The sequence below is a fragment of the Grimontia kaedaensis genome (assembly GCF_023746615.1).
Lineage (GTDB): Bacteria > Pseudomonadota > Gammaproteobacteria > Enterobacterales > Vibrionaceae > Enterovibrio > Enterovibrio kaedaensis.
This window is the reverse complement of record NZ_CP082276.1, coordinates 367,975-387,782: the sequence shown is the minus strand read 5'-3', so window position 1 is coordinate 387,782 and position 19,808 is coordinate 367,975. Positions and strand designations below refer to the sequence as shown.

Below are 19,808 nucleotides of genomic sequence, written 5' to 3'. Positions count from 1 at the left end.
TCATGAGAATTCAATGACGTACGCTCCCATATCCGAATCCACCTCTCATAAAAATGGAACTCTTAACACAGGCCGACAATTTGTTGTGACAAATATCACGCACACCCCGTCATTATAGGGTGAGAAATGTATTAACACAGTTTGAGAGGACACTGATGCCACATCGCATTAAGAATACAGCCGCCATCTTTAACGCCTTAGGACACTTTTTATTTCTCGCTTTCTTGGTCTCCTTGCCGGTTTTGGTTATTAGGTTAGATATCGACACGCTGAAAACAGGCGCTTCGGAAGGCACTCTGGTCGAATACATGGAACAATTCCTTCTGTGTTTGACCATTCTTTGTTATGCACATATAGCGAAACACAATACATCGTTCAGGCGCTTTGGTGTTTTGGTGATGGGCTTTTTCTTGTGTTTGCTGATTCGCGAATTGGATATGTTTTTTGACCAGTTGGTTTTCCATGGCTTCTGGGTTTATCCCGCTTCTATCGTCGCTGCCAGTGCCATCCTATATTCGCAGACAAATAGAGCAGAATCCGCCGAACAGTTTGCAGCGTTTGTGAAACATCGCCACTTTGCTTTGCTATGTTTAGGGCTGGTATTGCTCCTAGTTTTCTCGAGACTTTTTGGCATGGGCTCACTTTGGCGAGAAGTGCTGGATGAAGGTTATGTCCGTGCGGCAAAAAATATCGCGGAAGAAGGCACAGAACTGATGGCATATGTCACCATCTTTTACGCTTCTCTTCGTTATGCGTTTGCCATGAAACCCGTGAAAGACGAGTCTGCGCACAACACGAACCCCAGTATTATCTGTAAACACTGATACCCGACTCTCTATTTTGCCGCACGATGTTCGGTCAAATTCATCGCCCTTTTCTCAATGATAGGAAAGCGAGCCATATGCTACTCCTTTTACACTCATTCCATTGCTGTAAAAGGAATGAAGTATGAAGTGGTTACTTCCCGCGCTGCTGGTCACTGTTGCAGCTTGCTCTGACGAAACGGAATTCGCCAACACGAGTTGCCCAACGCTTGAAAATTATTCTGAAGCTTTTTTGGAAAGCGATTTCTACCTAGGTTGGCAACACCTCCAGAATGGCCAATACCCTACTGAAAATTGCCGTGATGCTTCCCCCTACTTCTTAAGTGGGGTAAATGACAGCGCTGTCTTTGAGCTATCTACACTTTACCTCGATTTCTGTAACGAGTCACCGCAGCAAGATGCTCTGACAAAAAGCAGCATTTACCAAAGCGAGCGACTCGCAACCGGCGTTGATTACGACGAATTCAAATGGGTGCTGGATCTCGCTCTGTGTAATAGCCCTGTCGAACAATATGCGTTGGGACAGATGCTGTTTAATGGTTTTATTACTGATAAAGACGTAGAGAAAGGCATCTACTTTCTGAGTCTTGCCGCCCGACAGAACCACATACAGGCGCAACTCGCCCTTTCAACAGCATTACTGGATATTGGTGAAAGTGAGGTTGCAGCCCAGTGGCTCGCTAAAGCGCAGGACAATGGCGCAAACATCCTCTCTGAAAGACGCCAGCTCGACTGAATGAGTATATTTGCAAGACTTTACAGTTACGCTCCTACAAATCATGAGCAAGAGCGCGTAAAGTGAGGGTAACAAACAATAAAGTTGAGTTACCTCGTGGCGTTACCTGTTTTTTTAGCCGGCCCGATATTAAGGCGAACAACCCAGGATGAAGTCTGTATTTGGGCAATCACTTCTGGGCCTCTCACAGCGGATTTCCTTCTGTATCAATGCGATCAGAATGAAGCGTTTTATCAGGCGAACTTTGCTGGGCAAAAGCAGGTTCAACTTGGTGATCATTGCTTTGTTGTTATGGCGCAATTTAACGCAGATACTCACTTCGATCTCGATATACCGTTACAGTACGACATTATCCACGACGGTCACTCACTGTTGTCTTCACTGGATGCATTTCTCTATGAAGATGAATCCCGCCCGACATTTGTCATTCCTTCAAAGGCTGAGCACATAGCACATGGCTCTTGCCGACATCCACACCACCACTGTGAAGATGCCCTAGCCGCTCTCGACAAAAGCTATGAAGAGACACCTATAGAAAAGCGAGCTGATTTGCTGATCATGAGTGGCGATCAAATTTATGCAGATGATGTTTGCGGGCCTTTGATGTCTGCCATCCGTCAAACCATCACCTTGCTCGGGATGAAAGATCAGGAGCTCGAGGGTGCTGATATCCGATTTTGCAGCGAGCTGTCTCCAGACAAAACGCCATATTATAGTCGTACCGAACTACTTCCATTCAGCGATATTAACCACGGTTTGATAAAGCGACTTTGTAAGGCCAAACCAGAACCGGTTTTTAGCTCCCGTACCACTGAAAATCACCTGATTAGTCTCAATGAGTTTATTGCTATGTATGCGCTGGTATGGTCTCCGGCGTTGTGGCAACACGTAGAGCTGGAGCAATCAGTTCCCACTCTCTCGACAGAGCTTCAAAAACGATGGGATATTGAACTGGCAGAGTTGGCTCGCTTCCGAAATGGGTTGGTTCATCTGCGCAGATTGTTTGCCCATATCCCGACTTACATGATTTTCGACGATCATGATGTCACTGACGATTACAACCTGACTGTCGGCTGGGAACGAGCGGTTAATAATTCGCCCTTCGCTCAGGGAATGATTACCAACGCTATGATTGGCTACTTCCTCTGTCAGGGGTGGGGAAACCAGCCAAAAGCTTTTACACAGGATTTCTGGACGCCATTACAGGCATTTCTTGATTCGCCAGATCCCGTGAATCTGTATGCGATGACGCAGGTCATACACCACTTTGAGCAATGGCATTACACCATTCCTACCACACCAAAGGTGGTAGTAATTGACACTCGCACACGCCGTTGGCGTTCTGAATCAAGTTACAACAAACCATCAGGTCTTATGGATTGGGAATCTCTGATGGATTTCCAGCAAGATGTTTTCAACAATGATTCGGTAGTCGTAGTCTCCCCTGCTCCCATGTTCGGGGTTAAGTTCATTGAAACTATCCAGCGCATTGTGACCTTTATGGGACACCCACTCGCCACCGACTCTGAAAACTGGATGGCGCACCCAGGCTCAGCAAACGCGCTGCTAAATATTTTTAAACACCCGAAAACGCCAAAGAACTTTGTAATCCTATCTGGTGACGTTCACTACTCTTTTGCCTATGACATTCGCATGCGTTTTCGAAAAAGCAGTCCCCGTATCTGGCAAATTACCTGCAGTGGTTTCAGGAACCAATTCCCAGAGCCGTTTCTGTCGATATTTGAATGGCTGGATAGAAAGCTCTTCTGGCCAGAGTCACCCCTTAACGTATTCACAAGAAGAAAGCGAATGCGCATTGAACGCCGCAGACCGGATAATGGTAGTCCCGGATTACTCGTCAACCAAAGCGCGGTGGGTATTGTGAAACTCAACCATGATGGTGCACCAAAATACATTGGCCTGTTGACGGGCAAGGGAGAGCGTGTCGCGTTTCATCCATGTGAACAAACAGATAAAGAAGAAGAGTTTGTCAGCGCTGACATTTCACGCTAACAGTTGAGTCGTTGTACCTCAACCTCATAGAGGTGCAGGCTTTAGCATGATTGACTTGGGGCAGTCTGTAAGGAATACTCCGCCCTCAATTTCTTTAGGGTCTGTTGATATGTCACGCCAACTTCAATATGTCTATAAAGGCGAAACCAAAGTGATCACCTTTTCTTACCAGAAGCATCGCTCACCTCATGAAGCCGCTGCAGAAGCAGAAGGTATCGACCTGACTGCATTCTTGAAAATGGAGCTTCAGCTGGAAATGGTGGCTGATAGTAAAGCAGTGAAAAATCACAGAGACAGCTACTTCAGCAAACTGGGATTTGGAAAAATTGTCCTGTTGAAAAAAGAAGCAGAGTCCATCAAAGACAAGCGCTGAATACTTTGCAATCCCAGTCAAAAAGGCGCCTTCGGCGCCTTTATCGTTTCTGTGAAGGAATTTTTACCCTTCCTGTTAAGTTGTTAAGACTCCCCTACAAGTTGTGCCCTATCACTAGAATCTGGTTTGGCGAATTCCTATTCTTAAAGAGTAGAGAAAGGCACTTTTAACACTTTCTGCGACACCATTACCGACAAGTCCCTTGAGGACTTTCCCGATGATCCACTGCGATCAAGATTTTCGAAGGCGCCGGCTACAGGAGGTTATATGCAAGGAGAAAATCACGCGCTAATGTTCGAGTTCCCTGAATACAAAGAAAAAATTCATGATATGAAAATGGCTGACAAAGCCTTTTGCAGTCTTGTCGACGAATATCATCATCTTGACCACAGAATACGTGGCTTGGAGATGGCAAAAATTCCCACTGATGATGAGAACTTCCGCAACATGAAGGTACGCCGCATGCAGCTCAAGGATGAAATCTACGAGCAAATCAGCAAATAGAAACAGCGCTCTAACCCACCATTATGGCGAATAGGGTACTTACCCAACACTGTTTAAACCGCCAGTAGCGGGGTTTGCGTCATAGCATCAAAGCGCTGCCGCACTCTGTGGCAGTGCTACTCTCCTCCATAATTCCTTCACTCCCAGGCAAAACCTTTTATCACTGCCTAAGCTTATCTGGGATCCGATAAGGAATTTCATACATTCGGCTCAAATTTAATACAAAGTCCTTACTGTGCGTTGGGTAGTCTATGTCCGCAAAGTGTTCCCAAGATGTTGTTTTCCCTTCTATGAGTGCGTCTTGGGTCGGAACAAAAAAACAACAACGAGTTGACGTTTAGCTAAGTCGATCATGGAAGCTTCATCAATGCAAAAAACGCTTAAAAACCTCTTTTTATTTCTCGTCATTTTCGCCGGAGCAGCACATGCTTCCGTTGAAAAAACGCAGTCATTCGAGAAAACTCTTAATGGCGTCCAATCCATTCTTTATTCTGTTCCAATTAAAGCCCGGGCCTTGCTCAGCGAATTGGAAAAAGTAGAACTGAAACAGAACCAGCCTTTACCTCTTTTAGTTCGGTACTATCTGCAGAAATCCACCGTTGATCTTTTACTGAACGATCCTGAAAGCGCTGTCACAGCAGCAAACACCGGTATCGAACTGGCGAAAAATGACCCGCTTTTAAAAGCGGATCTGTACCTGATGCAACTTCGATTGGGACAAGCTCGAATTCTTAAGGGAGAAGAAGCACTGGTGCTTGACCAGTTGGATAAACTGCTGGCGGAATCGAAAACCCTCAACGATCCTTCAGTCACCGCAGAAATCCTGCTTGTGAAAGGTGAGGCGTACAAAGCGCAGAACGATTACGACGTTTCTATGGCGGCTCTAATGAGCTCATTAGAAGCAGCAAAGACCACACAAGACGCCCTTTTAGTTGAACGTATTGCTTCCAGTCTGGGTGGTATTTTGGTTCAGTTGAATGGTTTCGATAAAGCATCGCTATTACTAGACCAGTCTTATCAGTTCTTCCGTGAACGTAAGATGTCGTTTAACCAACTGCTGGTTAAACTCGACATGGCCGAGCTGGCTAAAAAGCAAGGCGATAAAAAGCAAGCCCTGCTCGAATACAAACAAGCGTTACAGATTGCTCAAGTGCTAGGTGATGGTTCTCACCGTTTCCGCATTAACCTTCAGATTGCTGATCTCCTGCTGCAATCCGGTGACACAAAAAGCATGGCGCGCTATCTCAAACAAACTGATGCTTTGCGTGAACGTGAAACCATTCGCTACTACATCAGTAAGTACAATTACCTGAAAGCCAACAAAAGCTTGTTGAATGAGAATTACCAAGCTGCCATTGATTTGGTCACGCCTCTCATTACTGGACAAGCTGACCTTTCGCGCCTTTACCGCACAGAAATTGAGTTGTACCTGGTTGCTTCCAAAGCACACTTTGGACTTGAAGATTACAAGAACGCATATCTGACTCTGTTGGATTACCAAAACCGATTTAACAATTTCAGCGCAGACGAGCAGGTAGACAATCTGGAACGCCAACAGATGCTGTTCAATCTGGAAAAGCTCAAAGCAGAAAACCAACACCTGAGCTGGAACAATGTGCTGCAAACGCTTGAACTGAAAACCAACGAAGACAAAGTGGAATACCTTAACGTGCTGGTTGTGGCAGGTGTTGTCGCCACTGTCATCGCAACGATGGCTGCCCTTTGGATTAACCGCCGTCGCGTCCGTTGGGGCAAGATCGCGAATACTGACAGCTTGACTGGCCTCTACAATCGCCGCTATCTCAGCACCCAACTTGATAAGTTGAAGACTGAGATGGAGAGCGACGGCAGCCCAGTTAGCTGCTTGCTGCTTGATGTCGATCACTTCAAAAAAGTGAACGATACCTATGGGCATCCAGTTGGCGATAAGGTGCTGACTGGCATTGCGGAATTGTTCAAGAACGATCTGCGCCGGAATGATGTGTGTTCACGTGTTGGCGGTGAAGAGTTCATGCTTTTGCTCCCTAACAGCCAACTCGAACAAGCTCAGTTGATCGCAGAAGATTTACGAACACGTATCAGTGAACTCTCTTTCACGACGGAGCAAGGTGACGAGTTTAACGTCACTGCCAGCTTTGGTGTGACAGCAGTAGACGCTAGTCAGTCACTGTCTGACATATACAGTGACGTGGACAAGCTTCTTTACCGCGCCAAGCAAAATGGACGGAACCGTGTGGAAAGTAGTGGTCAAAACAATACAGATAGCAACGCAGAGCAAACAGCGGAAACTGCTGCATCTTTGGCGGATAAATTTTCCAGACTGGGTAGAGGCATGCGCCGACTAAAATTCCGCTTTGCTCAGCATTTCTCGTGACCCTTTCAACATGAGGTAAGATTGAGGGGTGACGGATAAATTGGATAACAATGGAACGGAACCCCTTATGAAAGCGACAACACTTATCACCACTGCCCTGCTCTCAACCTGCCTTCCTCTGGTGGTAAACGCCGACACCATTACTTCAGAAAGACACACTTTCACTATCGATAAGCTTGCTCAGGGGCTAAATCACCCATGGTCCTTGGTCTTTCTACCCAATAGCGATATGTTGATCACGGAGCGAAATGGTGGCATTAAGCGTGTCAGCCCTGAAGGAAACATCACAGACATTCAAGGTGTCCCTGAAAGCTTAGTTTATCGCGGACAAGGTGGGTTGCTGGGGCTTGCCCTTGCCCCTGATTTTGAAACCTCCAAGCGGGTTTATATTGCTTATGCGGAAAACGGAGAGTTTCGAAAATCCGGTACGGCAGTTTCTTCTGCCATCCTCAACGGTAATACGCTTTCAAACTTCACACCGCTATTTTCACAAAGTCCTAAATTAGCCGGCGGCAGACACTATGGGGGCAGGCTTCTGGCAACAGATGAACATCTTTATATCGCATTAGGTGACCGCGGTAACCGCGATAAAGCCCAGCAAAATGATTCCCACGTCGGCACGCTGGTTCGATTAAACCTAGATGGCTCGGTGCCGTCAGATAATCCATTTGTAAGCAATGCCGAAAGCTTGCCAGAAATCTATTCTTACGGCCACCGCAACATCCAGGGCATGACACTGGATAACGATGGGAAAACACTTTGGACGCATGAACATGGCCCCCAAGGAGGCGACGAGCTTAACCCTGTGTACAAGGGAGCGAACTACGGTTGGCCAACTATCACGTATGGCGTTAATTACGGCACCGGCAGTCAAATTGGTACTGGGACTGAGAAAGTGGGCATGGAGCAACCCATCCATTACTGGGTCCCTTCGATCGCTCCTTCAGGGATGGAGATGGTATCAGGCACCAAGTTCACTCAGTGGAATGGAGATATTCTTCTTGGTTCTCTCAAATTTGGACTACTGGTTCGTCTGGATATGGAAAACGGTCAAGTGCTAAGCGAAGAGAGACTACTCGATGGCAATTACGGGCGTATCAGGGATGTGGTGGAATCTCCAAGTGGTGATATCTATTTGTTAACAGACTCGTCCAACGGTGAAATCTTAAAAATGACGCCAAAAAATTGACATGATTATTCTTTAATTTCAATAATTAATGGGTTGATTGTAAAGTATTATTTACAAGCATGGATTTGATTTTCTGCTGAGAAATAAGATTATTTTTGGAAAAGAATCTCCAAGAAATTTATGCAACTCATTTCATTTCATTGTAAAAGTGATGCACTGCCCATCATTTAACAAAGCTTGCAGAAGCGTTGGACACAGAGTGATCGCTCAGATTATATTCAGCCCATACAAACAAAAACAAAGATATCTTTGCTTGCTGAAAAAGACAAAACCCCGCTCTGCGGGGTTTTGTCTTTTTGACGTTCTTATGTTCCTAGCTCGCGTTATGTCATCGATTTCAAACGACTTTCTTCACAGCATATATACTTATCTCAATAATTAGATAAGAGTCATTGAGAGTCAGATATGCGCAAAACACTGACGACAGTATTACTCGCTGCCTTCACCTTGCTGGTCTCTTCAGCATATGCGCGAATTTCAGGCGACAATCATTTCATCATCGGCGTTCAGGCATTTGAAGACTACTCCCCCTACTCTCGCTATCAAAACCAAAGCTATCAGGGTTTTAACCGGGATCTTTTAGATGCTTTTGCCCACGAGAATAACTACAGCTTTGAATATCAGGCCCTGCCTCTGAAAAGACTGTATTCCGCGTTTCTGCGTGGCGAGGTGGATCTAAAATATCCAGATAATCCTAACTGGAGCGCCTCGAGAAAAGAAGGGCACAACATCCTCTACAGTGATTCAGTGGTGTCATTTGTTGATGGCGTCGTAACATTGGACGATACCCAGATAGTCTCCGAAGATTCTTTGAAGCGACTTGGCCTAATCTCAGGGTTCACGCCTTGGCCATTTATGGACAAAGTAAAAAGTAAAGAGATAAGTCTGTTCGAAGTAAAAGAGATGGAATCACTAATCCGCTTACTGGCTTCGAAAAGAATTGATGGTATTTATACCAACGTGGCAGCGCTCAACGTGAAGTTGAGAGAATCAGAGCAGAGCTCACCTTCGATGTCATTGAACACAAATCTCCCTTATCTAAGTGGCACCCGACACCTGTCCAGTATCAAGCACCCTGATGTTGTTATACAGTTCAATCTATTCCTCTCAATGCAAAAGGGACTCATTAGCAAGCTGAAAACCCAGCATAGGGTGCAGGAAGCTGAAGAGATACTTGGCCCTCCGCAGTGATATACCTAAAAGAAAACCCGGCACATGGCCGGGTTTGTTTATCTAGAGATTGTTATTTCTTTGCCGTTTTACTGTGAAGCACTTCGTGCATCACAGTGGTCAGCTCATTGTCAGGGTCGCCGGAAAGCTCCCAAGTAAAAACACCCGCCAAGCCTTGTTGCTTCGCCCATTCCGCTTTCGCTTTCACCGAACGCGCATCTTCAAACGAGATAAAGACTTTCTTCTCTGGATTCCACAGATATGGCGCTTGAGAAGCCTCATCATAGCCATACTGATAACCTTCAGATTGGGTATAATTTTGCTTCAAATCCCAATACATGAAATAACCTGGCTCACCGGTACCGAAGCTCGCACCTTTTTCAGACGCCAAGTCAGAGGTTGGCAGGTTGCCATCAAATTGAGAGCCTTCCCAGCCGCGACCATAGAATGCTGCACCCAGTACCAGTTTCTCTTTTGGAATGCCCAAATCGATCATCTGGTTAATGAAAACATCTGCACCCATTCCCCACCAGCTGCGATCCGTTGCATGCAAATTTGTAAGGTGACCAGTTTGCGTGCCCCAACCACCAAGAAAGTCATAAGTCATCGCAAACATATTAGTCAGCTTAGGCGCTGCGGCTTTCCAATCAATCTGCGCGGCTTTTTGGCTTACACCTACCGCGGTTGAAAGTTCATATTCGCGGCCAGTTTCAGCAGACAATGCATCCAGTTCGTCACGAAGTAGTGTCACCAATGTGGTAAAGGCTTCGCGCTCCAGTGCTTTTACGTCGTCAGAAAGCTTGGTTTCAGGGTTCCACGGGGATGTGGTTAAACCACCACCACCTGGGTATTCCCAATCGAGATCAATACCATCAAAGAAGTCATACTCAGCAATCAGCGCAACGGCAGATTCCGCGAATTGTTTTATAGCTGCATCATCCTTTGCCATTGCATGGAAAGGCTCAGACATGGTCCAGCCACCGAATGAAGGGAGGATTTTTAGATCAGGGTGTGTTTTCTTGAGCTCAGCAAGCTGTGCAAAATGCCCTTTGTAAGGAACATCGACAGAAACGTCACCAAAGTCCACCTCCATCGCGGCTTCCTGATCGACCACGATGGCAGAGTAAGGAGCCAAGCCTTCACAGGCTTTAGAGACTTGCTGCTGAACAAGCTCAGATGCACCGGTATGAGGACCACACATGCTGAGGAATGCGTAAATCACATGAGTTAACTGGTCGGCAGGAATGTCTTTCACTGTGTAAGGGTTATCAGCGTTGGCATATTGCCAATCTGCAAAGTAGCCACCTACAACGTGATTTTCCGCAAGCGCTGGAGTCGCCAAACAGGCACCAAGCGCTGCACCTGCTAAGATCTTTTTCATACCATCTCCTTGTTAGGCACGTTCACAATACCAAAGCTACTCAACTCTCTGTTGGCTCAGGCATAAGTGGCTAATTATCAGTCGAAGTGGGTATTCAAAACTGACGTATTCGTACCGAACGGGGTGTTCATAACAGTTAGGTTACAAAGTTTGCGAGCCTCTCGTTTATTGGCGATAAAACTGGACCTTTGGTCTACATAAACTTGCATTACCGCGCACAGTTTTTCGGCAATGAGAATCAAGGTGTGAGGCGTATTCAGCGTAAAGGAATTCCGTTTTAGGCATTGAGGGGTTATGCTGCCGCTAGTTTGTTGAATGTCAGCTCATTATTACCAAGCATCCTCATTCTCATCCACCAGAGGTGGGCTGAGAGTTCGAGGCTTGGACAGTTACAAGGAAACCGCTTTGAGCAATAAACTCATCAGTATCGATTTGTTTTTTGTTATCGAAAAACTCTTGCCGGGCAAGCGCTCTGTAGAACTCTTCAGAAATAATAAGAAGCACTTACCCGTCACCACGCTGTCTCTAGAGCATTGCGACTCTGCGTCTGCACTGCAATTAGCGTTGTACAAATACTGTAAAAACTACGCCGCTTTTTCACAGGGACAGCCACTGGCCGATGAGTACGCCATCGATGGGAAAGATGAACAAATCGAACCCGCGACCAACATTGTTGCCTCCTTTATTCGTGGCGCTTACTGGTGGGTTGAGCACTATCACGAGATTTACCGCAACGATTGGAGTGAAGATCAGAAAGCCCGCTGGCTTCGCGACTTTAAACTGCTGGTACAGGCCATTATAGGTGTTGGTAACATAAGCAAGGCGGAATGGCTTATCAGTAACCACAGCGCTATTAAAGCACTCACCTACAACACCCACATCTCTCCTTTTCTGCAACACTACGATTGATAAGAAAAGCTGCATGATGCAGCTTTTTTTGTACCTGTCTTTCTCCTGTCGCTGATTCGTCATTTTTCATGACTACACTTACCCGTTTTACTGTTTATATTGATTTAACGGGTGAAAAGACTTAAACGCTATCAATACGAGCGCTATGCTATCCTATGTCGAGATGCTTATCCCAAGCACTTTGACCACGTCCACTATGGCTTTTCAAAAGATGGTCGCAGGGATATTCACAACCGTTGGGGCAAGACCATTATTCGTGTTTTGTGGCGTGAAGATGGTGATGCTGTCATTGTATTTAAAGGCTCCCAAAGCATTTGGGACTGGCTGCTCAACCTGATTGTGTTGCCAAGTAAAGTCGACGCTCCGGAGAATGCAGGGCATGTCCACTGGGGCTTCCAGTTCCTGCTGCGCCAACCCAGCATTTCAGCACGCTTCGTGTTCCACAAAGACTACTCAAGGCTCTCGCCCAGCCAACAAGCCGAATTCAAACACTCTGAAGATATTAACCGTCTTGAAGGCCACAGCGTGATGGAAAAACTGGAATCCTGCGCAGCTAGTCTGGTAGCTCAGGGTAAAAGGCTATCACTCACTGGCCATTCTTCTGGCGGCAGCATGGCCATCATTGCTGGTGAGATCCTAGAGCAAAAATACCCAGGTTCGATTAAACGCATCGTCACCTTTGGACAACCCGCGACAGGGTTCTGGAGTTTTAAACAACGATACAGTTTGAAAAACCGGACCTACCGAATTTGCTGCGACGTCGACATTGTCACTTTCTTGCCAGGACTCCCGCTCATGTTCTGGCATGTCGGGGAATTATTGTGGCTCCACAATGACAAGATTTACCACAATATGCCCTCTTTGATACGCATTGTCAGGGTATTAACCAGCTGGCTTCTCCGCCCTATCGCCTATCACTTTATGGACAAATATATACGGCGCAAAGACTATTTTGATAAGCATTAGTTTTTCTTAATTAGAGAACGACTCGTGATTCTCACTCTCGTCGTGAAATTTTTTTTATGAGAACTTTGAATCACTCTTATCCTATCAAACAGTGAGAAGACATAGAAAAGATGTGTCGACCTGTTAAACACATCAGACTTTAATCAGTCTTTGCCTTTCTATTCCTACAACGTTTTCTCAACAAGTCACCATACATTTCCACGACTTAAAAGCCACACGACTTATAGGGTTCTCCTTAAAAACCATCAAAACAAATTACATCTCATTTATGAGAAAGAAATGGCTCAGTTAAACGCTTAGGCTCTGTTCACGGTCAGACGGAAAGTGCTTGTTTGACCAGGATAGAACCCAAATCAATCAACATATCCAATCTGATGCGAGTACTAAGCACCGTAACACGTGCGTCGTAAGTGGTTTGGGTACGCCAATTAAAATGAAATGGACGATAGGTATCTTTCACCATGAAAAAGACTCTAATTTCACTGGCTGTTTTGGCCGGCGCTTTAACATCAGCACAAGCAGCAGCAAATTGTGCAGGCAACGTATATTCAATGAATGCCGGGCGTAACCACGTTGGCGTTCTTTTGGATGTCCAGGAATTGGAAAAAATGACTGGTACCTATGCGAATGACGCTGGCAGTCATACAACTTACCATTCTCGCGCTCTGTTTAGCGGCCCTGCAATGTCATACGATCGCCAGACAGATCGGCTTTATTACGCAAACGCGCCACAGCCAACCGAGTTTTACGTTGATATCCCAACAAGTGACTTTACGGCTGAGGAATATGCTGCACTGGATATTCACGCCAAGAGAATAAAGCCTTATCAACTGGCTTACATGGATCCAGCGACAGGTAACCATGTTGAAGGTCCAACAGTAAACCGACAAATCATGCGCATGGCGTTCCACCCCGATACCGGTGTGCTGTATGCATCTGACGCTACCAGAATTTTTAAGGTAAATCCGACAACTGGTGAAACCTCCGATATCGGTACTTTTGACAGTAGCCTGCGATTTGGTGGTTATTCCAGTTGGGGGTCATTCGTGTTTTATGAGGGTGAACTTCTGTTCGTGACCAATGGTCGTACTTTTGCTATCGACACCACCACAGGTGCACAAACGCTGAAGGCGTTCCACTTTATTGATTTCGTCGCAGCGGCAACGCTCGACCAAAACGGACAAATGCTGATTGCAGCGAAAAACCAGAACGTTTCAGGTAATGTGAACAGCAATACTCTTTACCGCATCAAGCCTTCTACGGGTGAAAAAGTTAAAGTGGGTCTGTTCCCAAGCCGCATAAGCGCCATGGGCACGGTAACTTCAGAAGATCATACCTGTTATCCAAAAACCATTTTTCCAAGTGATCTACAGCCGGAAGTACAAGGCATCACGCTTGCTTCTTCTTCAGTCAGCGAAGGCTCTACCGCTTATTTCACTGTGAACTTCGATAAAGCCACCGGAGATGCAAATACCAAACTCCGCGTCGCGCTGAAAAATGGTACGGCAGTTCTGAACAGCGACTATCGCAACACAGTCGCCCTGATGTTCTCTGACGGCTCAACAGGTTCAGCAACTATTTCTTCGACACTGACTGAAATTGCACTGCCTGAAGGTGTAACTTCAGTGCGCATCGGTGTGCCGACCATCAATGATTCTACTCATGAAAGCAATGAGTACTTCACGCTGCAAGCCTGGGTAAAAGACGATAAGAGCGATGCAGATTCTGCTGACGTCACCATCATCGACAACGATCCAGACGTGCATACTCTGCTGACAAACGCAGCTAACAACAGTGGTGTTGCATGGCATGGTAGCCGTGGTGGCAACTGGGGCACTAAAGACCAGTGGATTCGTGGTGTACACGCTAACATCAACGGTACTATCCCAGCGGGTACAACGCTTGAGTTCTACCAAACTGGATCGCACCTGAGAAGCATCACTATCAATGGTGGCGGTAAGTACTATGAGCAACACTCAAACCACGAGCGCTACTACCATCATGGTGATATCGCCTGGGCACGCCTGAAAGGTTCAAACGGCCGCTACTACAACATCCGCACTGGTCACCGTGCACAGCTGCATGCGAACAAAAACGTAGATTGTTCAAATGGTTGTTGGTCACGCATCTACAACTAATCAAAACGTAAAAAGAAAAAAAGGAGCGATTTATCGCTCCTTTTTTTGTGTCATTTAGGTAAGTTACCGCTTGGCACGCTGCAAAAACTTATCCAATTCATTGGCAAATTTCTGTCTTTCCTGCTGGCTCATGGTTGCAGGGCCTCCGGTTTGAATTCCGCTTGAACGCAGTGTATCCATAAAGTCACGCATGTTCAGTCGCTGGCGGATATTCTCCGGCGTATACAACTCGCCACGGGGATTCAACGCAACGGCCGATTTCTCAATAACTTCAGATGCCAAAGGAATGTCTGCCGTGATGACCAAATCGCCTTTCTCAACACGTTTGACGATTTCGTTATCCGCCACATCGAATCCTTTTTCGACCTGAAGGCTGCGGATAAAGCGAGATGGAGGGGTTCTCAAAGATTGATTGGCCACCAGCACACATTCGGTTTGCGTGCGATCTGCGGCGCGAAACAGCACCTCTTTGATCACGGCCGGGCAAGCGTCGGCATCAACCCAGATTATCGGCATGTCTTTTTCCTGTCTTCAATTTTGCGAAACATTATCAGTGAGTCCCACCTCTAGCAATGGTTTACTCTGACTTTCCTTGTTTCTGGCTGGCATAAAAAACGGCAATATCTTTTATATCTTGATCGCTCAGAATCGACATTTGCTGTCTTATCATATTACCCATTGCGCCCAGAGCGCTTCCCTGCCTGATATGACTTCATCATATCGTATAGATAAAACGCATTCTGTCCGTTGATGTATGGATAGTCTTTCTTTGGTGTAAAGCCTGTTTCACCATGGCAAAATTGGCAGGTATGAGCTTTTTGCTTTCCTACAAACAGGATCGCCCCCTACTTCTATCGCCATCACATAGGTTGATAACATTGCCGCCACCAGGGCTCCGAAGGTTCTCAGCATCGTTTTTTCCTCTTCTGTTCATCATGCTATATCCAAATAGCCCGAAGATGCCGAACTTCTAACAAGGGGACCTTGTGTCGGCTCAATTCTGCTTTATCGCCGACTGTGATTTGCGCAAGAATTCACACTCACACTAAAACTAAGTGAAATCAGGCTCATATCATTATATCCAAATCTTAGCTATCAGTGCATGGTTCTCGATACTGACATTTACATTTCATTGAGAGTTCACGAACTTTTAACAATCGAATCCCAGAATTCGGTTCCGGTAGATAGCCAAACGCACAGAAAACCTGCGTTTGGGAAAATCATACGATTAATTATTAAAATCATCTGGAAAGGAAGTCATTGTGAGCAAACATATTGACCAACGCCAACTGGACAACGAGCCAGAATTCAACCGTTTTATCGATGCGGCGATGAATCGTCGTAATTTCTTGCGTGCTGCGGGGGCAGCGGGTTCTGTGGCTTTCTTCGCGGCAAGTCCGGTTGCAAAAGCGGTTGCCGGTTCTATGGACAAGAGCAAGCTGATGGGTTTTGAAGCGATTCCTGCTTCTACTGCTGATACTGTTGTAGTTCCAGACGGCTATGTCGCTGAAACAATGATCTCATGGGGTGATGCTCTGTTCCCTAATTCTCCAAAGTTCAGCCAGTCTAACGATTCCAAAGCACAGGAAATGCAGTATGGTGATAACACCGACGGCATGACCTTCTTCCCACTATCGGACGATCGTGCGGTTCTGGTTGCGAACAACGAATACACCAACAACGAATACCTATACACTCATCAGGGCAAAAATATCTCTGCCGATGATGTGCGTAAATCTCAGGCAGCACATGGTGTTTCTATCATCGAGCTGGTGAAGAAAGACGGTAAGTGGATGCCAAATGTTGACGGTCGCTTGAACCGTAAGGTAACCGCATATACTCCAATGGAAATGACAGGCCCTGCGCGCGGTAATGATTTATTGAAAACCGCAGCGGACCCTGAAGGTGGTGAGACCATTCTGGGTACTTACAACAACTGTGCAAACGGCCAAACGCCTTGGGGCACTTATCTTGCCTGTGAAGAGAACTTCAACGGTTACTTCGCAGCATCTGAAGAAGTGGATCTGGGTCCAACCTATAAGCGCTATGGTGTGAAGGATAAAGACTGGGGTTACGACTGGTGGAAACACGACGAGCGTTTCGACGTGGCAAAAACGCCAAACGAACCACACCGTTTCGGTTGGGTAGTCGAAATCGACCCAATGGATCCAAACTCTAAGCCAAAGAAACGCTCTGCACTGGGCCGTTTCAAACACGAAAACGCAGCACTGACTGTCAATAAAGATGGTCACGTTGTGGTTTATCTTGGCGATGACGAGCGTGGCGAACACCTCTACAAGTTCGTTTCAAAGAACAAATACAAGCCAGGTACTCACGCTTCAAACCGTGATCTGCTGGAAGAAGGCACACTTTACGTGGCGAAGTTCGATGGTAAAGAGGGCGAACTGGACGGTAAAGGCGAATGGGTTGAGCTGACCTTTGGTAAGAATGGCCTGACACCAGAAAATGGTTTTAAGAGCCAGGCAGAAATCATGATCTTTGCCCGTGAAGCAGCAACACAAGTTGGTGCGACCACCATGGACCGTCCTGAGTGGGTTGCGGTTCATCCAGACAATAAACATGTGTTCTGCACCCTAACTAACAACAAATACCGTGGTGTTCGAGAGAACCAACCTCTGAACGTGGCTAACCCTCGAGAGAAAAACCCGTATGGCCACATCGTTCGCTGGGAACCACAAGGCGGTGACCATACAGCGTCTGATTTCAAATGGGACATTTTTGTGATGGCAGGTAACCCTGAAGTTCAGGAAGGCCTGATGGCAGGTTCGCCAAACATCAACAAAGACAACATGTTCAACAGCCCAGACGGTATTGGTTTTGATGGCGCTGGTCGTCTGTGGATACAGACTGACGGTAAGTACTCAAACGAAGGCAATTTCGCTGGCATGGGTAACAACCAGATGCTGTGTGCAGACACCAAAACTGGCGAAATCCGTCGCTTCTTGACGGGTCCTATAGCGTGTGAAATCACAGGTCTAGCGTTCTCGCCTGACTACAAAACCATGTTTGTCGGCATCCAGCACCCTGGTGAAGATCTGGCACCTTCTCACTTCCCTGACGGCGGTGATTCTGTGCCACGTTCAACTGTGATGCGTATTACCCGCAAAGACGGCGGCGTGATCGGCGCTTAATCAGAACCTGGCTCATCTAATTGAAAACGGCTCCTGATATGGAGCCGTTTTTCTTTTCTGGCGCGTTAATTTAAATCAGTGTGTCACTTGGGGTCAGCGTCCTGCGTGTAGACATGGCATGCAATGCGATAAGGTGCAAAAGCATGATGAGCATGCGAATCTTCACGGTAAATTTCAAACCATCACTGGCCGTTCATTTGAGCACTGGCTGCTTTCCGCAAGACTGGCGAATTGTCAGTACCTATTGAAATCTATCTCATTAGACATCGAAAATGTCGCCTTTGAATCCGGCTGTAATAACGCCATTATCCGTCGCCATCATTTCAAGGAATCCCTCGGCGTAACCCCCTCTTTTTGGAGAATGATGTATCGCGATTAAACATTAGCTGTAAATAAATTAGTGTTTAATTTCACAACATTACGTTCTTAAAATAAGAATCACGTTTCAGTGCAGCGAAGGGGAAAGCTATTCATTTATTTATCAAAGTAAATGATATTCGTCGGTGTTAGGGTGCGTTCCTAGACATTTTTACAACTTGCTATCCAGAAGTTTTGACCGCAGTTGTCACATGTCAGCCTGTTCCAGGAATAAAAAAACTAAGTGTAAAAATCTATAGGACATAGGAGCCGGGAAATGAAAAAGACACTGCTATCATCACTCGTACTAGCAGCCAGCACTTTTAGCATGTCAGCTGCATCAGCAGAGTGTGATGGTAACCTCTACACCATGAACGCAGGCCGCGGCGATATAGGTGTGCTTGTTAACGTTCACGAAGGTCTTGCTCGCAGCATTACGCGACAACAATTCCACTCGGAAGCCGTTAATCTCGCTGAGATTAATTCTCGCGCGCTATTCAGTGCTTCCGCGATGGCTTACAATGCTGCAAACAACCGCATTTATTACGCCAGCACACCAACACCGGATGAGTACTACATCGATGGTGTTGAGGACGGTGAATTTACTGAACAGGAGATTCCTGATCTCCCATTCCTGCACAAAACCCATAAACCGTATCAATTAGCCTATTTTGATGTCGACTCGCAAACTCACCACGTTGTTGGTTCAACCACGTATCAAGTTTGGCGAATGACCTTCGACCCAGAGACTGGAACGCTTTACGGTTCCGATATCCGTAGACTGTTCACCATCGACCCTTCGACTGGCGAGCAAACTTTGATCGGGAATTTGGATTTGAATATTCGTCTTGGTGGCTATGCGAACTGGGGTGATTTGATCTTTAAAGACGGCGAGCTACTGTTTGTTACCAATACGCGCGTCTTTAACGTGAGCACTGAAGATGCTTCAGCAACCGTGAAGTTCTTCCACTATGTTGATGAAATCACAGCGGCTACGCTTGATCAGAACGGTGAAATCTTAGTTGCGGCTATGAACAACAACGTGACGGGTCATCAGAACAGTACCAATCTTTGGGTTCTGGATCCGACCACGAATGACCAAAACTTTGGCGGCCAATCACACGCTGGTTTGGTACCAATGCGCATTGATGCGATGACGCGAGTAACGGCGGAAACCGATACCTGTTACACGCCGATGTTCCTGCCTAACTAAGCCTATGAATCTAATAAAAAAGCCAACCTTTCGGTTGGCTTTTTTTATGTTTCACTGGAAGGCGTCAGTGGTAAAAAGAAGTGAAATACCCACGCAGGTCCAATCAATAGAAACTGCACATCTTTAAAGAAAGAGGGCTTTTTACCTTCGATATGGTGCCCAACGAACTGCAAAATCCATAGCACCACAAACATCACAATAGAAATCAGGAAGATATCAAATCCAGCACTGTCCAACTCCACCAGCACCATGGTGCAAAACGCGGAGAATACCGCCATCACCACAAAGGCTTTGAAAGAAAGCATAAGGTAGAAGAGCAATACCAGCGCCAACACAATAAAGTATGGGGCAATCGCCGCTCCAAAAACGGAAAAAGAGGGGCTCAGCCAAAGCAGCCCCTCGACAGAAAAGAAAATGCCCGGCACCGCCACTTTGTGAATTTTCTGATTGGTTGGGTTTTGGTGGCTTTCGCCGTACTCCTCAAACCATTCTTCCAAGCTTTTCATCCA

General features: G+C 46.3%; 17 protein-coding genes. 14 read left to right on the top strand and 3 right to left on the bottom strand.

Annotated elements, in window-relative coordinates:
- The first annotated feature begins 155 nt into the window (after positions 1 to 155).
- The 8 genes from K6Q96_RS18625 (at position 156) to K6Q96_RS18590 (ending at position 9,204) form a co-directional block, all read left to right on the top strand.
- Positions 156 to 824 carry a hypothetical protein gene (locus tag K6Q96_RS18625; protein WP_251881758.1) on the top strand — a complete coding sequence of 223 codons (669 nt, stop codon included), beginning with the start codon at positions 156 to 158 and terminating at the stop codon, positions 822 to 824.
- A gap of 124 nt (positions 825 to 948) precedes the next feature.
- Positions 949 to 1,560, top strand: a complete 612-nt coding sequence (locus K6Q96_RS18620; protein WP_251881756.1) for an SEL1-like repeat protein — start codon at positions 949 to 951, stop codon at positions 1,558 to 1,560.
- Between the two features lie 96 nt (positions 1,561 to 1,656).
- Positions 1,657 to 3,573: a metallophosphoesterase family protein gene (locus K6Q96_RS18615; protein ID WP_251881754.1), complete on the top strand. Its 1,917-nt coding sequence runs from the start codon at positions 1,657 to 1,659 to the stop codon at positions 3,571 to 3,573.
- A 109-nt stretch (positions 3,574 to 3,682) separates the two neighbouring features.
- A complete protein-coding gene (locus tag K6Q96_RS18610; RefSeq protein ID WP_251881751.1) occupies positions 3,683 to 3,946 on the top strand; it encodes a DUF2960 family protein in 264 nt (87 codons plus the stop codon).
- Between the two features lie 267 nt (positions 3,947 to 4,213).
- A complete protein-coding gene (locus K6Q96_RS18605; protein WP_062663628.1) occupies positions 4,214 to 4,450 on the top strand; it encodes an HP1242/YdcH family protein in 237 nt (78 codons plus the stop codon).
- Between the two features lie 367 nt (positions 4,451 to 4,817).
- Positions 4,818 to 6,824: a GGDEF domain-containing protein gene (locus K6Q96_RS18600; protein ID WP_251881749.1), complete on the top strand. Its 2,007-nt coding sequence runs from the start codon at positions 4,818 to 4,820 to the stop codon at positions 6,822 to 6,824.
- A gap of 67 nt (positions 6,825 to 6,891) precedes the next feature.
- Positions 6,892 to 8,013, top strand: coding sequence for a PQQ-dependent sugar dehydrogenase (locus K6Q96_RS18595; protein ID WP_251881747.1), 1,122 nt, complete (start codon positions 6,892 to 6,894; stop codon positions 8,011 to 8,013).
- A gap of 405 nt (positions 8,014 to 8,418) precedes the next feature.
- On the top strand, positions 8,419 to 9,204 hold the full coding sequence (locus tag K6Q96_RS18590) for a substrate-binding periplasmic protein (RefSeq protein WP_251881745.1): 786 nt from the start codon (positions 8,419 to 8,421) through the stop codon (positions 9,202 to 9,204).
- A gap of 52 nt (positions 9,205 to 9,256) precedes the next feature.
- Here K6Q96_RS18590 and K6Q96_RS18585 read toward each other — a convergent pair whose 3' ends face one another.
- Positions 9,257 to 10,564 carry a glycoside hydrolase family 18 protein gene (locus K6Q96_RS18585; protein WP_251881743.1) on the bottom strand — a complete coding sequence of 436 codons (1,308 nt, stop codon included), beginning with the start codon at positions 10,562 to 10,564 and terminating at the stop codon, positions 9,257 to 9,259.
- Positions 10,565 to 10,969: 405 nt separating this feature from the next.
- Here K6Q96_RS18585 and K6Q96_RS18580 point away from each other — a divergent pair, with 405 nt between their 5' ends.
- The 3 genes from K6Q96_RS18580 (at position 10,970) to K6Q96_RS18570 (ending at position 14,577) form a co-directional block, all read left to right on the top strand.
- Positions 10,970 to 11,473 (top strand): hypothetical protein, encoded by a 504-nt coding sequence (locus K6Q96_RS18580; RefSeq protein WP_251881741.1) that lies wholly within the window; start codon positions 10,970 to 10,972, stop codon positions 11,471 to 11,473.
- Positions 11,474 to 11,584: 111 nt separating this feature from the next.
- Entirely contained in the window at positions 11,585 to 12,439 is an 855-nt protein-coding gene (locus K6Q96_RS18575; RefSeq protein WP_251881740.1) for a lipase family protein, read from the top strand.
- Positions 12,440 to 12,900: 461 nt separating this feature from the next.
- Positions 12,901 to 14,577: a YncE family protein gene (locus K6Q96_RS18570; RefSeq protein WP_251881738.1), complete on the top strand. Its 1,677-nt coding sequence runs from the start codon at positions 12,901 to 12,903 to the stop codon at positions 14,575 to 14,577.
- 63 nt (positions 14,578 to 14,640) lie between these two features.
- On the opposite strand, the gene K6Q96_RS18565 is transcribed toward K6Q96_RS18570, so the two are convergent.
- A complete protein-coding gene (locus K6Q96_RS18565; RefSeq protein ID WP_251881736.1) occupies positions 14,641 to 15,093 on the bottom strand; it encodes a YaiI/YqxD family protein in 453 nt (150 codons plus the stop codon).
- Positions 15,094 to 15,908: 815 nt separating this feature from the next.
- On the opposite strand from K6Q96_RS18565, the gene K6Q96_RS18560 reads away from it, so the two are divergent.
- The 3 genes from K6Q96_RS18560 (at position 15,909) to K6Q96_RS18550 (ending at position 19,299) form a co-directional block, all read left to right on the top strand.
- A complete protein-coding gene (locus tag K6Q96_RS18560) occupies positions 15,909 to 17,729 on the top strand; it encodes a PhoX family protein (RefSeq protein WP_251882404.1) in 1,821 nt (606 codons plus the stop codon).
- 133 nt (positions 17,730 to 17,862) lie between these two features.
- Complete coding sequence (locus tag K6Q96_RS18555; RefSeq protein WP_251881734.1) at positions 17,863 to 18,108, top strand: helix-turn-helix domain-containing protein; 246 nt, start codon at positions 17,863 to 17,865, stop codon at positions 18,106 to 18,108.
- Between the two features lie 255 nt (positions 18,109 to 18,363).
- Entirely contained in the window at positions 18,364 to 19,299 is a 936-nt protein-coding gene (locus K6Q96_RS18550; RefSeq protein ID WP_251881732.1) for a hypothetical protein, read from the top strand.
- A 44-nt stretch (positions 19,300 to 19,343) separates the two neighbouring features.
- On the opposite strand, the gene K6Q96_RS18545 is transcribed toward K6Q96_RS18550, so the two are convergent.
- Positions 19,344 to 19,805, bottom strand: coding sequence for an Mpo1 family 2-hydroxy fatty acid dioxygenase (locus K6Q96_RS18545; protein ID WP_251881730.1), 462 nt, complete (start codon positions 19,803 to 19,805; stop codon positions 19,344 to 19,346).
- Positions 19,806 to 19,808: the final 3 nt, after the last annotated feature.